This window comes from Flavobacterium sp. N502540, assembly GCF_025947365.1.
In the GTDB taxonomy this organism is placed as follows: domain Bacteria; phylum Bacteroidota; class Bacteroidia; order Flavobacteriales; family Flavobacteriaceae; genus Flavobacterium.
In genome coordinates this window covers 5,104,460-5,121,007 of the sequence record NZ_CP110012.1, presented here as the reverse complement: position 1 = coordinate 5,121,007, position 16,548 = coordinate 5,104,460, and the positions used below count along the sequence as shown (strand labels likewise).

The window sequence follows — 16,548 nt, the reverse complement described above, 5'->3', positions numbered from 1 at the left end:
AGGAATACGACGGTTATTACCAATTTTTACCGGACATGATTAATACCTGACTTTCTGTTCCATATTTGATTTCGTTCAGAAACAGTTCTTTCCCTTCTTCTAATGGGATCAACGAAATTCCGCGGCGTTCGTACTCACTTTCCAATGTAGAGGAAACCATTCCCGCGCCTTTCCATGGCCCCCAGTTGATCGAGATTACTTTTCCTTTCAGCCTTTTGTTTAAGGCCTTGGCATAATCATCCAATACACTATTGGCTGCGGCATAATCCGTTTGTCCTTTGTTGCCATACACGGAAGCAATGCTTGAAAATAAAACTACAAATTGGCAATCTGAGCGCAATTGTTCCGCTAGCACACGTAAGGGTTTTACTTTTGTATCAAAGACACGTTCAAAAGAACTGGTGGTTTTCTGTTTGAAAAGTTTGTCTTCCAAAAGACCTGCGCCATGAATGACACCGTCCAATTGTCCATATTGCTTATAAATATCATGGATCAGCTGAGTCAAGCCCTCTTCATCGCAAACATCTAAGGATTGATAGACTACTTTATTTCCCAATTCTTCCATGTGCCGAATGGTACGCAGAATTTGATTGTTTTTGAAAATTCGTAAGGTCTCTTTTTCAATTTGAGACGGAGCATTGAAATTACCGGTTTTAATCAGATAGCTTCTGATTTCTTCTTTCGATTCCATCAGCTCTACTGCTTTTGAATCGGTAATAACTTCTCTCGGGTCTGTTGATCTGCCCACAAGAACATAGGTACACGGATAAGTGGCGGACATGTGTTTGACCAGTTCCGCAGTAATCCCCTGTCCTCCGCCAAGGACTAAAACAACCGATTTTTGATCCAATTCGATATGTGCCTGATCAAGAGCTGTTAACATGGGTGAAGGTATTATTTCGACTTTATAGCGTTGATTGTTTCTGTAAATCACTTCAACTGATTGGTCTGTTGTCAGGATCTCGTGTAAAGTAATTTCGGCTATTTGGTCTACTTCCTGTGGAGTATTGAGACTGATCAGTCTGAAGCTGGTTTGTTCAAACTCACGGGCTAAACTTTTGAATAAACCGGGATAACCTTGATAATGACGTAATGCACGGGTATCTTTTAATTCTTCAACATGTGCCGGGATATCTGAGATCAAATAAATCCATTGCGCTTTCTCAAGATTCATCTTTTTAATGAGACCAACGTGGTCGATAATACTATGCTTCACAATGGCTGAGTATATATCGGTAATAATCAGTCCATCAAAGAGGGGCAGATCTTGTTCTGCATGAACCAATTCAGTGATTGCACCGTATTGTTCCAATATCGTTTTAATGGCCAATGTTTGTGTTCCATTGTCCGGAACTATTGCAAATCGTTTTCCTTTAAGGATTTCGGTGTTTTGTGCTTCGGAAATAAGGGTTGGTACTAAATCAAACCGCAGGCGTGTCAATAAACTTTGTACGGGGTCAGTTGTGCTCATTTCACTTATCCAGGCAGCTAAACCATTTAGCGTTTTTATGGCGGCTAATTTTTCCATAAGATCATCAGCCTGCTCCTTGTCATCACCAAATCCGATTTTGTTTTTCAGATCGCTGATAATTTCCATTCGTTTAATGGAATCTATACTTAAATCGGCTTCGAGATCCAGATCCAGTCCTAACATTTCTTTCGGATAGCCGGTCTTTTCACTAACAATATCTAAAATGGCAGTTTGCAGTTCTGCAAGTGTTACAGTGGTTTTATCTGCTGCTACAGGTGATGCAGGTGATAATTCAACTTTTGTTGCAACTGAATTGAAGGTATCGGTGTATTCCGTAAGCCAGGCGGCGAGACCATTTAAAGTTTTTAAGGCTGCCAGCTGCTCCATAACTGAGTCGTCATTTTCATGATCACTGCTAAGTATACCAAGCTCGTTGCGAAGCGCGCCGATGATTTCAACTCTTTTGATAGAATCGATACTGAGGTCAGCTTCCAGATCCATTTCCATTCCTAACATTTCTTTCGGATAGCCCGTTTTTTCGCATACCACTGTTAACAACAAAGATTTGATATCTCTTGAAGGCACTTGCAGTGTTACTTTAGCTATCGGTTTATCGTTCGGAATTACGGTTGCTGCCAATTGATGAGCCGTCTTATTTTCTACCGGAGCAGCATAAACGGGGATAGGATTTAGCTGTTGTTGTCCTAAGAAGGAAAGCATGACATCTCGCTGCGCCTGGATCAGCATTTTCATACTGTTTAAATATTCCTGTAGTACCTGTTCTGCGGCAGGCTGTGTGTCTGGTGTCTGGATGATCTTGGAGTTTGTCATTTGAATAGGAGTTACGATAGGTAATGCACCATGAGCAGGTAATGTACCTGTGGTTGGATGAGCGGCTTGTCCATTTACACGCCAAATCGTTGGACTTTTTTGATAAAGATCCGGTTGATTGATTTGGATTAAATTTGCGTGTCTGTCTTCAAAAAGTTTATTTAGATTAAAGGTGCGGCCAGTTCCAAGGTACTGTGCCAACATACAAAGGAGATGGGTGAGACTGTTGTGATTGTTATCCTCAACATGTAGTATCAGTTCCTCTTGATTGAGACAGGCCTTTGTTAGTCCGGTTAATATTTTTCCGGGACCTACTTCAATAAATATTCTTGCTCCATCGGCATACATGGCCTGGATTTCGTCAACAAAATGCACGGGTTGAACCAAGTGATCGGTCAATTGTGTTTTAATATCAGATACCGCACTTGGGTATAAGGCTGCTGTAGTGTTGGACCAAACCGGAATCTGCATTTCCTGAAAAGGAATTTCTTTCAGAACATCGGCATACAAATCTTTGGATTTGCTCACCAAAGGACTGTGAAAGGCACAGGCAACCTCTAGTTTTTTGGCTGAGATGCGCTCGTTTTTAAGTGCCTCCATGAATTTATCAATGGCTGCAGTACTTCCGGCAACAACGCATTGAGTAGGTGAATTGTAATTGACCGGATAGCAGTCCTGATGTTGGTTAAGAATTGTCTTCAAACGATCTGCATCAATGTTTACGGCTACCATAGCTCCGGGATCACCATCTGTAATGGCATCTAGAATAGATTGCGCACGTTTGCTGCTGAGTTCAACCAACTGTTGTTCGTTAAATACACCAGCAAAACATAAAGCCGGTAACTCTCCATAACTATGTCCTGCTACCATATCAGGTATAATACCGAATGACTGTAATAATTGAGCTAAGGCTAGATCTACAATACCTAACAGAGGTTGTGCGAGACGTGTGTCCTTAATGGTTTCTTTTTGTTTTTTTAACGTTGCCGTATCAAATGTGGCTGCGGGGAAGACCACTTTTTCTAAATCAGGATATTGTGATATGATTTTTCGCAGGGCAGGAAACAGCACGAACAGATCTCGTGCCATATGAATGTTTTGGCTGCCTTGTCCGGGAAACAAAAAGGCAGTTTTACCCGCTCGTTTGTTGACCATAAAAATATCTTTACTTTCAATGCCCGTTAACAGCAATTCGATTTTCATTACCAGATCTTCGGCTGTATCTGCAACAATGCTCAATTGAATCGGTTTTTCTGAACCCACGGCTAAGCTGTAGGCAATGTCTTTTAAAGATAAACTATCATTGATTTGCAATAAAGTTTTTACCTGTTCCAATTGAATTTTGGCTGCATCATAATTATCTCCCCGGAAGACGAATAATTCGGAGGACCAGGATTGTAGAATGGCGGCTTCTTCTTTTTGTGGATGATTTTCGATTACCATATGAAAATTGGTACCACCAAACCCAAAGGCACTAATACCTGCATAACGTTCTTTTTCGGACCATAATCCTGTTTTTGCATGAAAAGCAAAAGGACTTGTATGGGCATTGAAGTAGGCATTGGGTTGTTGGAGATGAAGGGTAGGAGGTTTTACTCCGTGGTATACGGCCATCGTGGCTTTGATAAGTCCGGCCAGACCGGCAGCACATTTGGTATGCCCAATTTGAGTTTTTACAGATCCAAGATGGGTCTGAGACGGTAAAGCTCCAGATTTTAGAAATAGATTGGTGAGTGCCGTAAGCTCCGTTTTATCTCCTACCACTGTTCCGGTACCATGAGCTTCAACTAAACCAACTGTAGCGGCACTGATACCAGCCTGATCATAGGCACGCTCTAGTGCGCGTACCTGACCGATTTTTCGCGGTGCAGTAAGACCAAGGGCTTTACCGTCGCTGGATCCTCCGACACCTTTAATAACCGAATAAATACGGTCACCATCACGCAGGGCATCTTCATATCGTTTTAAGACTAAAATAGCGACGCCTTCGCCCAGCGCAATACCGTCGGCAGCACTGTCAAATGTTGCGCAGCGTCCTTTGCGAGAGAGGGCGTGTGTACTGGAAAACATCAGATAATCGTTGATCCCATTATGCAAGTCTGCACCTCCGGTAAGTACCATGTCCGATTTACCTAGTATCAGTTCCTGACATGCCAGATCAATAGCAGCTATTGATGAAGCACAGGCAGCATCTACCGTAAAATTTCTTCCCCCCAGATCCAGACGGTTGGTGATTCTGCCGGCGATAACATTGGCTAATATACCCGGAAACGAATCCTCGGTGGTGTGCGGGAATGCTTTTTCTACTTCTTCGTGAAGCTCTCCAAAAACCTGTTTGTAATAACCTCTGAAACTGTAACTGTTGGCAAGGTCGTTTCCACCTTCAGCACCAATGATAACCGATATATTTTCTCTGTTGATTTGTTTTTCACCATAACCCGCATCTTCCATTGCACGTTTGGCAACGAGTAAAGTTAAAAGCTGCGTTGGCTCTATCGCTGCAAGTGATTGTGGCGGAATGCCAAATTCTAGAGGGTCAAAATCTATTTTTGGAATAAAACCGCCCCATTTTGAATGTGATATATCAGAACCATTAGAATCAGGCTGATAGTAGATGTCTTTATTCCATCGCTCCTCCGGTACTTCAGTAACGCAGTCTTTTCCAAGAATGATGTTCCGCCAGTATTCTGCTAAATTTTTGGCGCCTGGGAACACGCATTCCATACCTATGATAGCTATATCGAGGGCTTTTTCGGTTGATGAAGGTTTTTCTGGCAGTGCTGCCTGTTGAATATATTTTTGATTTTCGATAGCAACGTTATGATGAAGTGATTCCAGTGTAATCACCTGATTGTGCATGGTGGCTACCTGCCCAATCATATACATACCTAAATCAAGTTGTTGGTTTTTAGGTACAGTTACAAGTGCATCACCTTGACGATCAATGCCTTTTGCGGCAATTCGGAGACGTCCTACGTTCAGTTTTTCAAGCTGTTCCCAAATTTGCTTTTTGTCCATTCCAAGGGCTAGTAACTTTTTCTTTTCATTGTCGAAATGTGAGGCGAATGGAGTATTCAAACAACGGGTTTCGTGACCTGGTGCGGTTTCCAACAGAACAGTATCTTTGGCCTGCATCGCTTGTTGCTGAAACTCTTGCTGAATTGCACCTGCACTCACAGCTTCCTTTGTATATAAATAAGCTGTTCCCATCAATACGCCCACCTTTACACCGCGGGCAGCCAGAGGGGCAGCCATGATAGATACAAAGGCAGTGGAAAAAGCATCATGAATTCCACCGGCAAAAAATACACTTATGTTTTCCGGCTGATCTTCTTTTAAGATACGTTCGATTTGTTTTTCCCAAAGCACTGTACTGGAGAGCGGGCCAACATGTCCGCCACATTCCCGGCCTTCAAAAATGAAATTTTTGGCGTCTTCTTTTAGGAAAATATCCAATAGCGCAGGCGAAGGGACATGTAGAAATGTGGTTATACCGGCTTTTTCAAATACTTTAGCTTGTGCAGGCCTACCTCCAGCGATCAATACTACGGGAGGTTTGGCTTCAAGGATATAGGCGGTTTGCTCTTCCCGCAATTCTTGTGGTGCAAAGCCTAATATCCCTACACCCCAGGTTTTATCGCCGGCCAATTGTTTAGTTTCTGTGACTAATGCCTTTGCTTGTTCCCCTTTGAGTAAGGAAAGAGCTATAAAAGGCAAAGCTCCTGTTTCGGCTACCGCATTGGCAAATGCCGGAACATCACTCACACGGGTCATTGGACCTTGTGCGATCGGGTAACGCAGACCAAGTTGTTTGGCTAATGGATTGTTTTGATCAATAATTTGAGATGCTTTTGCTTGTTTCAGATGACCATATAGAGCTTCTTTAAATCCAAAAATCAATTTTTTCAGCGTTTTGAAATTTTCATACAAATCTGTTGCTAAAGCAATGTCTTGCCCCATCGGAATGTAACTTTTTTCAGGGTCGAGGTCATTAAAGTATTGCCCCAACTCTTTTATAGAAACATTTTCAGATAAAACAGGCGAATTAGGTCTAACCAATACGCGATGCTGGGCGATGATCTTGGTTTCTGTTCCATTTAATTTCGAACAGAGATTTTTGAGTTCCTGAGGAACGGAACTTTCGGGATATAATGCCAATTGACTGTCCAATACAATACCTTTTGCGCCAAGTGCTTTTGCGGCAGCAGCGGTATGAAGACCTATTCCTCCTTGTACCCATACAGGTATGGTCTTGATTTCTTGTATGACACGCTGAAAGAGAACAAATGTGGATTCATAACCAACTAATCCCGCAGCTTCGTTTCCTTTTACAATAATTCCAACAGCTCCCAGTTGTTCGGCTTCTCTGGCTTGTTCAAGGTTAGTTACCTGATAAATTCGTGATACGTTGGGATAAATTTCTACTGAGATCCCAAATGGAAGGATCGCAAGGCTTACCTGCTCGGGCAGTTGAAGAGATGTTAGCCTGTCACTGGTAAGATATATACCGTAGGAAGGTATACTGTTCCCATCAAGTTGATGTAATGCTTCCTGAGCGATTTCGATATCATGTCCTAGACTTAATACGGGGAATGCTCCGGCCTGAAATAATTGAGACATTAGGTTGACGTCAGGCTTTTCAAAAGGCGTTAATCCTATAATAGTAGAATTTTTCATAGGTTGATAAGATTGAAATGAGATTTGGAAATGGTATAACTTTAAAAATGACCTTTCTGGTGCTATAAATAGTTATTGTGGTATAGTAGAATAAAAGTAATAAATTTCTTCTAAATAATGAGTATTGAAATTTATTTTATAATGATTTTTTTACAAAAACTTTAAATACATGATTTTTTTTATCTTGTTTGTAAAAAAATACTTCTTTTTTTATTGTTTTTATAGTTTTTTAAAAATTCATTCGTACCATTATCTAATGTATTTGTTTCATTTTTGGATAAGTACAGGGGGAATTTTACTTCTAAAATATTGTTGAGTGTTTCAATTAGAGCTAATTAAAACTTAAATTTACCTTTAAGTATTTATAAAAATCTACGGTATTTTGCATGAAAAATTACGGTTATTTGCATGAAAAATCTGATCAGATGGGCTAGGTGATCTCTATTTAAGTAACGAAGAAAATTGTTGTTGTTGCTATTGAATTGAAATACAGTGAAGTAAAAGAGTTTTTCTCTTTTGATGAAAAATAAAGAGATTAATCGCCCTGTAAAAAGTTTTAAACCTTAGTTTTAGAGGTTTATTTTACGGGTTTTCTGTTTTATAAAATGTGCATTTACTATGATTCTGTCACTCAGATTTTGTTCCATTTAAAAAAATGGAGAAAACAGCAAAAGAACCTGTAAATCCTTGAATTTTCAGGTTTTACATTTTTTTTTTTTTTTTTTTTCAAGTTTTTTTGAAAAGATTGTAAAAGCAGTCTTTCATTTCTTAAAAGCATTTTGTGGTGAGAGCAGAATTCGAATGTTATGTTGTAATAATTATAGGAAAATTATAATATTCTGAAGGAGTAATTAAATTTCTTTAAGATTGTCCTTATAAGTGCGGCCTATTGGCAATTCTCTACCATCTCTGAGCTGTACCATGCGTGAGTTGAATGATTTTACGTGGCTTTTTAAAACCAAATACGACTTATGTATTCTGATAAAACCCAGGTGACGGTGCATTTCTTCAAACTTTGCCATGCGTTCTAATACCATGTGGTTTTTGTAGCGGGATACGATTTTAAGGTATTCGCCAAAACCTTCTATCCAAAAAATATCATCCAGCTTGACTTTGTTTACAATATAGTCCGACTTAAACATAATATAGTCTTCGGCAATATCTTTAGACTTTATAAAATGGTGGTATTCTTTGGCTTTTGTGATGGCTTTTTCAAAACGTTCAAAACTTATAGGTTTTATAAGATAATCTACCACATCAAGTTCAAATGCTTTGGCTGCATGTTGTTCTTCAGCGGTTATGAAAATGCAGAGTGGCTTGTTGGGTGTATTTTGCAGCAACTGTATGCCGTTGATGCCCGGCATATTAATGTCAAGGATAAGTAAGTCAACTTCATTTTGCTGTAAAAAAGTGATGGCTTCCTGTGGATTGCTAAAGGTAGCGAGCAGGTTAACACCATCAGAATTGCCACAGTAGTTTCTTATTAGCTCCAGCGCAAGGTATTCGTCATCTACGCCCACAGCCTGCAATTGTTTCATAATTTAATTTTGAGAGTAGAAAAGTACGTCTTATTTAATAATTCGTCAAACAATTGATAATTTTCTGCATATTTCATGGTAAGGATTTTTTTTAGTGCAACGAGCCCCATTCCGTTATATCCGTTATGGTTATTAAAGTGAATCTTGTCCGCTACAGAATTTTCTATCCTGAATACGAAGGTATCATCAACCTTATCAAAGTTCACCTTAATATGAGCTTCTCTATCCGCTCCAATACCGGAATGTTTAAGTGCATTTTCAAAAAGTGTAAAATAGATAGAAGGGGGAATCTCTACCTGTTCCTGTACTTCACTATCATTTAGTTCAAATAGGATGTTCAGGGTATTATTGTACTTAAGCTGGTACAAACCTGCGAGTGCCTTCATCATTTCGAACTCTTTGTGTATCGCAATAGTTTTTTTATCGGTTTCGTATATGACATATTGCAGCAGCTGGCTCAATTGTAGTATTGCTTCGGTAGTATTACCATGCTGACTGTAACTGCCTGCGTAAATGTTATTAAGGGTATTGAGTAAAAAGTGAGGGTTTATTTTTGACTTCATGAGGTTGAGGTCGGTCTCATTTTTTTTTACCTCAAGGTCGAGATAGTCATATTCGATTAAGAATTTATGCCTTGATATTCCTAAAAAAGAAGCAACTAAAATCACGATACTCTGCGAACTGTACACACTGATCAAAAACAATGTGTGGTCTTGTACTGCATCGCTCTCCTGAGAAAATTCAGGTTCAACAAGCAGTCTTAGCAACGTTGTAGATATAAATAATATCAGTGCATATAATAGGTATTCGGGATATTTATTGGTTTGGTAATAGGCGGGAACTAAATAGGAATAACAAACAAAATATAATACCGTATTGACAGCCATAGTGAAGAGTATTTTGTACAACGCAAAAGGCATTTCGGTAAAATAAAGTGTCGAAATTACCAGAAAAGAGGTGTATATCACAAAAAACAGGATGTGTTGAAACCGGATAAGGTTTGTCCATTGTTTCTTCATGAGACTGCCTATAATCTTTTGTTCAAACAGTAATCTGAAAGCCGCAAGGAGGATAATGATGTTTATTAGTAAAACCATACTTTTTTGTGTTAAAAATTATTCACCCTTTAAAATTATATCATTAAAAATACAAATATCATTATTTTAAAACAGGCACTTTGCGTTGTTTGTTTATTAAATGAGTCGTTCGTTGAAAATTACTTTTTTGAAAAAATCAATCGTATACTTTTACCTCAGACAAATAAATTAACGATTTATCAAAATGTATAGAAAATATATATCAATCCTGTTTTTTTTAATGATTTTTTCTACGAAAGCAGTAGCGCAACAAGATAATTTTAACATGTGGCTGCAATATACAATGTCCGCAAAATTAAGCGAAAAGTACAGCTTTACAGCCCTTTCTCAATATCGGGCGTACGATTTAGTAATGGATTCACGTCTTTTTTTAGTTTCGACCTATCTGGAAAGAAAGTTAGATCATGATCTTTATCCGGCTGTGGGTTATATGTTTTTGGTACTTCAGCCCTATACCAGCGATACCGATAAAAAGCTGCGTTATGAAAACAGGCCGTTTCAGCAGTTAACGATCAAAAATAAAATTGGCCGTACTACCTTATTGCATCGGTATCGTGTCGAAGAACGTTTCTTAACCAATCCGGATGATTTTGTGGTGAGATTGAGATATCTACTATCGTTAAAAATTCCATTGGGTAAAGAAGAAGGGAAGAATTTATTATATGGTATTCTGAAAAATGAAATCAGGATGAATGTAGTAAAGAAGGAACAATTTGACAGTAACAGGATTACTGCCGGATTAGGGATTAATGTGGGTAAACAATCAGCCATAGAACTTTCATTTGTCAATCAGGTAAGTCCGGACGATACCAGTAATTATGTGTTGGCGGGCTATAGAAACTCATTTGACTGGTCGTCTAAAACAGAAAATAATTAAACTTAAAATATACCGTCATGCTTACAATTTTAGGATTCTCAATGATCATTGTATTTATGTACCTGATCATGACCAAACGCTTGTTTCCGTTAACAGCGCTCATACTTATCCCTATACTTTTTGCTATTTTTGGAGGTTTTACAGCCGATCTCGGTTCTATAATCATGGAAGGTGTAAAAAATATTGCTCCCACCGGCATCATGCTTATTTTTGGTATACTGTTTTTTAGTATAATGATTGATGCAGGATTATTTGATCCGTTGGTAAACCTGATATTAAAGTTTGTAAAAGGCGACCCGGTTAAAATAGCTTTAGGTACCGCTTTTTTAACGGTGCTGGTTTCGCTTGATGGTGATGGTGCGACTACCTATATGATCGTTGTAGCAGCAATGTTGCCCTTATATAAAAAACTGGGGATGAACCCGCTTGTACTCTCGTGTATTATAATGCTTGGTGGCGGGGTAATGAACATACTGCCTTGGGGCGGGCCTACAGCACGTGCCATGACCACCCTTAAAATGGATGCATCAGAACTGTTTATGCCTATGATACCGGTGATGGCAGGTGGTGTACTATGGGTAATATTTGCAGCATTCTGGCTTGGTCTCCGCGAAAAAAAGAGGATTGCCCGTGAAGGCGAAACGAACAAGCATCTTATAAATGAGGAAGAAGTTGTAACGCAGCGCGAGCTCAAAAGACCTGGTCTGATATGGTTTAATCTGCTGCTTACCATACTGCTGTTGGCTTCAATGATGTTTGATGTATTGCCGCTGGCCGTTTCTTTTATGATTGGATTTTGTATTGCACTGATCATCAATTATCCGAAAGTCGATGAACAGCAAAAAGTACTAAAATTACATGCAGGCAATGCTCTTTCTGTAGCATCGATGATATTTGCAGCAGGTATTTTTACCGGCATACTTTCCGGTACGGGAATGATGGATGCTATGGCAGCTTCTATGATATCAGTGGTACCTGATACCTGGGGGAACGCTTTTCCGGTGCTAACAGCAGTAAGCAGTGCGCCGTTGACCTTCTTTTTGAGTAACGATGCTTACTATTTTGGGATACTCCCACTGATTACCGAAACAGGATTACATTTGGGGGCTACAAAATTAGAAATAGGAGTGGCATCACTTATAGGTCAGGGAGTTCATTTGTTAAGCCCGTTGGTACCTTCTACTTATCTTTTAGTAGGATTAGCGGGAGTTGAGTTTTCTGATCACGTAAAATTTACTATAAAATGGGCTTTGGGTTCATCACTTGCCATGCTCATTGCAGCATTGCTTATCGGGTTAATAACTTTTTAAAACTACCTTTGTAGAGCAACTTAATGAGTAAGGTTTAAAAAGATGAATACCACACCACAATATCCGGAAAGCAACGGAATACCACAAAAGTATTTGAAAAATCTAGCAGCTTATGTTACTATAGCATTGCTGTTGGGAATTGCTGTAGGTCACTATTATCCTGAAAAGGGTATTCAATTGGATTTTTTAGGCAGTGGATTTTTATATCTTATTGAACCGCTTATACAGCCCATAATATTTTTAACGATCATTATAGGTGTAAGCAGTATTGGTAATCTTAAAAAAGTGGGTCGTGTGGGGCTTAAGGCGTTCGTTTATTTTGAAATCATAACGACTATTGCCATGATCATGGGGATAATGGCAGCGTTGTTTATAGAGCCCGGCAAGATCGAAAAAAGACTCATAGACGTAACTCTGCCCAAACATTTTACAGCTACCGAATCACTTGATAACGGCTGGTTTAATTTTATAGTGCTTAACCGTCCCCTGGTATTGCTGCTGTTGGCCGTTATAACAGGTGTTTTGCTTAGCCTTTCGCCGGGCAGAGCAAAGTATGTAGGGATCTTGCAAAAAATTATGACCTTTTTGTATCGCATACTCCTGTACCTGTTTTTGCTTATTCCAGTTGCGGCTTTTGGTGGAATGGCTTATGCAGTATCGCGATTTGGTATACATAGTCTTTTGCCTTTGGGAAAACTGCTGGCGACTACTTACATTACAATGGCATCTTTTGTATTTATAGTATTGGGGCTTTTGCTGCGTTATTACAACATCAGCCTTTGGAAGTTTCTGAACTATATTAAAGAAGAACTGCTTATTGTTTTTAGTACATCATCATCCAGAACAGTGTTTCCTTTGATTGTGGCAAAGCTGGAACAGGCAGGGTGTAGTAAAGCTGTTGTAGGTCTTTCAATACCACTGGGTTATTCTTTTAACCTTGCAGGGGCATCTGTATTTTTACCTATATGTACGTTGTTTGTTGCTCAGTTGTTTAACATTCCGCTTACGTTTCGCGATATCATCACTATAGGGTTGGTTATCATGGTGACATCAAAAGTAGCATCGGGAATACCAGGATCTGGTTTTGTAGCGCTAACCATAACTTTTACAACACTTAATAAATTTCCTTTAGAAGGCTTGGCGTTGCTTTTCAGTATTGATAAGTTTATGAACGAAGCCCGTACTATAACTAATTTTATAGGCAATGGGGTAGCCGTTATACTCATTTCGAAATATGAAAATGAGTTTGAACCAAATCCTGAAATAGACCTTTCCATAACAAAATAAATAAGCCATTGAGGCACCATACTTTAAAATAATACAATATGACTGATTTGATTACTACTTTTAATAGCCTTTGGCAAGATATTATTGCGCATCCGGGTACATCACTGGCAATTATTGGAAACCTTATTCTGATTGAGAGTCTACTCTCTGTAGATAATGCAGCCGTACTGGCTACGATGGTAATGGATTTACCGGAAAACCAGCGTGAACGTGCACTTAAATACGGTATTTGGGGCGCCTATATTTTTAGAGGTATTGCAATGGTATTTGCTTCGGCGCTTATTGCTATTTGGTGGCTTAAACCTATTGGCGGACTTTATTTGCTCTATCTCGTATATTCATGGTACAAAGACAAGCAAAAAGAAGGCAGTGAAGAAGAAAAAGTAAATAAGGAGGGGAATTGGTTGTATCGCCTCACGGTGAATACGATGGGGCATTTTTGGGCTACAGTTTGCCTTGTAGAGCTTATGGATATGGCCTTTTCAATAGATAATGTATTTGCAGCGGTTGCCTTTACGCCAAATATCATATTGGTATGTATTGGAGTATTTATAGGTATACTGGCAATGCGTTTTATAGCACAGAGGTTTGTGAATCTTTTAGAAAAATATAAGTTTTTGGAAACCGCTGCTTTTGTAGTTATTGCCATTTTAGGGATCAAGCTGGCGTTGTCTTTATATGAACATTTTTATCCAGAAACAGCATTCAGTAAATTCTTAGGAAGCCATGCTGCAGATATTGGGATCTCGGCCCTTACCGTTGCCATATTTTTTGTGCCAATACTTACCAGTAGCTTTTTTGATTTTCCGAAGAAGACCAAATCTGTAGTTAGGTAAATTTCATTATTAAGTTTAGGTTTATTAATGAGGAAAGTAAGTGTCATGAAGCATTATTACATCATACTCCGCTTCAACCTGACAAGATGGAGGTGAAGTCTACTAAACTTTACACCAAACAAGTAGAGTTTTTAAAGATCTGTTAGAAGGGAGTAGTACACCTTGTCCTGAAATTTCAAAAGATAGAGATAAAAAATGTATAATTACTACCGCAAAGGGATAACCTTATGGTAGTAATTTGTTTAAAATGAATCCTATAATTTGCAGAAAAAATAATGCTTTTTAATTGAAGAATGTCCTTGGTTCAATCAAGTGTTATGTTCTGATTGTCATCAAAAAAAAGAACTTAGTAACTTGTATAACAATGACTTAAGTTTTTGTTTTAAGAAGAAAATATACATTCAAAAGAATAAGCAATCAAATCTTGCTTATTTTTTTTGTAAAAGTTTAAATTTTGGATGTCCCATTTGCCAGAATGCAAAAGCAAACTCGTCTGCATAATCATTGTACAGCTGTAAATTTGAACTATTTATTCCGTGACCGGCGTCATAATTAACTACAAAAAGCAGTTCATTTTTAGAAGATGTTGTAGCTTGAAGTTTTGCTACAAATTTTGCAGACATCCAAGGGGCAACTCTGGCATCATTCATACCCACAGAAATAAGACAGGCAGGATAATTTACACCTTTTTGTAAATGATTAAAAGAATCTATTTGAGCCAGAAGGCCAAGCTCTTCCTCAATAGACGGGTCTCCCAATTCTTTCATGTTATTAGGGCCATTTGGAGCTTTGTCAATTCTTAAAGGATTAAGATAGCCATCATAACAAATCATTACTTTAAATAGGTCAGGGCGTTCAGTCATTGCTCTGCCTACAAGTATTGCACCAGCACTGCCACTTAGTGAAGCTATTTTATCTTTTGTAGTTATATTCTCTTTGATTAAATACTCAGCGGTTGCAATAAAGTCTTTCCATGTATTTGATTTATTTTTCTTAAATCCGCTTTCATGCCATTGAGCTCCTTTTTCTCCTCCACCTCTTACGTGCGGTATTACATATGTACCACCATTCATCACCCAAGTTAAAATAGTGGGCTGAAATCTTGGGCTTTTAGAAATACCATAAGAGCCGTATCCATCCATCATGATATAGTTTTTTTTATCATGTTTTAACTTTTTATTATAGATGATACTAACAGGAACTAAAGTACCGTCATGTGAAGTAATTTCAATCTCTTCAACGTTAAAATCGTTAAATTCTGGGTATAAAACAATGGGATTTGTGTGGTCTTCAATAAACTCATTTGTTTCAATCTTATAAGAAAACCTTCTTTTAGGACTTAACCAGCCACTTGTAGTCAAGGAAAAATCATTGTTATACTTATTATTTGAAGAAAGCGATATATCACCTGCTTTTACAGGCAAAGTGATCTGTTTTGTTTTTTTATCTTTTAAAAAAAACAATTTAGCTTCAACGCCATTTTTTTTAGTGGTATAAAAAAGACCATCGCTGTTTACCACAAAGTCATCTAAAGTTTCTTTTAAATTTTCCGGTACAAGTACTTCAGGGTTTTTAAAATTAAGATTAGATATTTTAGTTCTGATAATTTTAAAATTTGAAGCCTGATTTGAAGAAAAACAATATAAATCGTCATTGATTATTATGGGATCTAATAAACCATCACTTTTTTTATAGAGTATTTTCCAGTTTATTTTCTGGTTTTTTAAATCATTAATGTCAGCATAGAAATAATCCAAGTAGGTAGCTGCTCCGGTTAATGCGCCTAAGATATACTTATCCTTTAAATTTATTTTTTTGACTATCGGAAAATCAGCTCTCGAAATTTTTAAATCAGGGTTGTTTATTTTTGAGAAAATGGCAACATGTTTAGATGGATTATCTCCTATTTTATAAATAACAGATTCTGTATCTAAAAGATAATCAGGGTTCTTTGTGTTAATTACCGGGATGTTAACATAGATAATTCCGCTATTATCGGGTAACCAGTTAATTCCGCCTAATTCCGAAGGCCAACAATTAGAAATAATTATAGGGAGTAAAGTTTTGCTTTTTACATCTAAAAAAGCAATTTCTGCGATTTCTTCTCCGTTTTTAGTAAAACTAAGTGCAACTTTACTTTCATCCCAAGATGGTTTTAAGTAAGAAATGGTATAAGTATTTCCAGTCTCCTTTTTATAAGTAGCCGCATCAAAAAGTAAGATTTCCTCTTCGCCCGGTTTTTTTAAGTAAAGCTTGTCGGAATGATCCCTTTCAGCTTTTTTTAAGTAGTAAGAAAAATTATTTTCTGTAATAGTTAGTAATGTTACATTAAAAGTTTTTCTTTTTTCAAATTCAATGAGTTTTTCAACAAATTCATTTCTGCCTGAAATATTATCCAATGTATACCTAGCGTGATTGTTATGATTTTTGAACCAGTTTTGTACAGAATCATTTTGTAAATCTTCTAAATATTGATACTCATCCATGTTTTTAGTATTCGATTGCGTATTACCGTTATGATTATTATTTAAATCTTGTGATAGGGCAGAAATCGAGAAACTAAATATAAAGATTACCTGGATTAATATTGTCTTTTTCATTTAATGTAACATTATCTTTAGTTT

8 protein-coding genes are annotated in these 16,548 nt (G+C 37.9%); 4 read left to right on the top strand and 4 right to left on the bottom strand.

Features of this window, described 5'->3' with window-relative positions; all coding sequences use genetic code 11:
* Positions 1 to 16: 16 nt before the first annotated feature.
* From OLM58_RS21170 to OLM58_RS21160, 3 genes are all read right to left on the bottom strand, one after another.
* Positions 17 to 6,979 carry a type I polyketide synthase gene (locus tag OLM58_RS21170; RefSeq protein WP_264530534.1) on the bottom strand — a complete coding sequence of 2,321 codons (6,963 nt, stop codon included), beginning with the start codon at positions 6,977 to 6,979 and terminating at the stop codon, positions 17 to 19.
* A gap of 851 nt (positions 6,980 to 7,830) precedes the next feature.
* The gene (locus OLM58_RS21165) at positions 7,831 to 8,517 is read right to left on the bottom strand and encodes a LytR/AlgR family response regulator transcription factor (protein ID WP_264530533.1); all 687 of its coding nucleotides are present in this window, start codon (positions 8,515 to 8,517) and stop codon (positions 7,831 to 7,833) included.
* A complete protein-coding gene (locus OLM58_RS21160; protein WP_264530532.1) occupies positions 8,514 to 9,614 on the bottom strand; it encodes a sensor histidine kinase in 1,101 nt (366 codons plus the stop codon). The genes OLM58_RS21165 and OLM58_RS21160 overlap by 4 nt, the downstream gene beginning before the upstream one ends.
* A 220-nt stretch (positions 9,615 to 9,834) precedes the next feature.
* On the opposite strand from OLM58_RS21160, the gene OLM58_RS21155 reads away from it, so the two are divergent.
* The 4 genes from OLM58_RS21155 to OLM58_RS21140 are packed head-to-tail and all read left to right on the top strand — an operon-like array spanning position 9,835 to position 13,924.
* On the top strand, positions 9,835 to 10,491 hold the full coding sequence (locus OLM58_RS21155) for a DUF2490 domain-containing protein (protein WP_264530531.1): 657 nt from the start codon (positions 9,835 to 9,837) through the stop codon (positions 10,489 to 10,491).
* A gap of 17 nt (positions 10,492 to 10,508) precedes the next feature.
* Positions 10,509 to 11,801 carry a CitMHS family transporter gene (locus tag OLM58_RS21150; RefSeq protein WP_264530530.1) on the top strand — a complete coding sequence of 431 codons (1,293 nt, stop codon included), beginning with the start codon at positions 10,509 to 10,511 and terminating at the stop codon, positions 11,799 to 11,801.
* A 42-nt stretch (positions 11,802 to 11,843) separates the two neighbouring features.
* Positions 11,844 to 13,088, top strand: coding sequence for a cation:dicarboxylate symporter family transporter (locus OLM58_RS21145; protein WP_264530529.1), 1,245 nt, complete (start codon positions 11,844 to 11,846; stop codon positions 13,086 to 13,088).
* A gap of 38 nt (positions 13,089 to 13,126) precedes the next feature.
* Entirely contained in the window at positions 13,127 to 13,924 is a 798-nt protein-coding gene (locus tag OLM58_RS21140; RefSeq protein ID WP_264530528.1) for a TerC family protein, read from the top strand.
* Between the two features lie 428 nt (positions 13,925 to 14,352).
* Here the strand turns inward: OLM58_RS21140 and OLM58_RS21135 are convergent, their stop codons facing one another.
* Complete coding sequence (locus OLM58_RS21135) at positions 14,353 to 16,524, bottom strand: prolyl oligopeptidase family serine peptidase (RefSeq protein WP_264530527.1); 2,172 nt, start codon at positions 16,522 to 16,524, stop codon at positions 14,353 to 14,355.
* Between the last annotated feature and the right edge of the window lie 24 nt (positions 16,525 to 16,548).

Coding starts and splice junctions, on each gene's coding strand:
- OLM58_RS21165 (WP_264530533.1), bottom strand. CDS start 8,517: ATGAAACAATTGCAGGCTGTGGGCGTAGATGACGAATACCTTGCGCTG.
- OLM58_RS21150 (WP_264530530.1), top strand. CDS start 10,509: ATGCTTACAATTTTAGGATTCTCAATGATCATTGTATTTATGTACCTG.
- OLM58_RS21170 (WP_264530534.1), bottom strand. CDS start 6,979: ATGAAAAATTCTACTATTATAGGATTAACGCCTTTTGAAAAGCCTGAC.
- OLM58_RS21135 (WP_264530527.1), bottom strand. CDS start 16,524: ATGAAAAAGACAATATTAATCCAGGTAATCTTTATATTTAGTTTCTCG.
- OLM58_RS21145 (WP_264530529.1), top strand. CDS start 11,844: ATGAATACCACACCACAATATCCGGAAAGCAACGGAATACCACAAAAG.
- OLM58_RS21160 (WP_264530532.1), bottom strand. CDS start 9,614: ATGGTTTTACTAATAAACATCATTATCCTCCTTGCGGCTTTCAGATTA.
- OLM58_RS21155 (WP_264530531.1), top strand. CDS start 9,835: ATGATTTTTTCTACGAAAGCAGTAGCGCAACAAGATAATTTTAACATG.
- OLM58_RS21140 (WP_264530528.1), top strand. CDS start 13,127: ATGACTGATTTGATTACTACTTTTAATAGCCTTTGGCAAGATATTATT.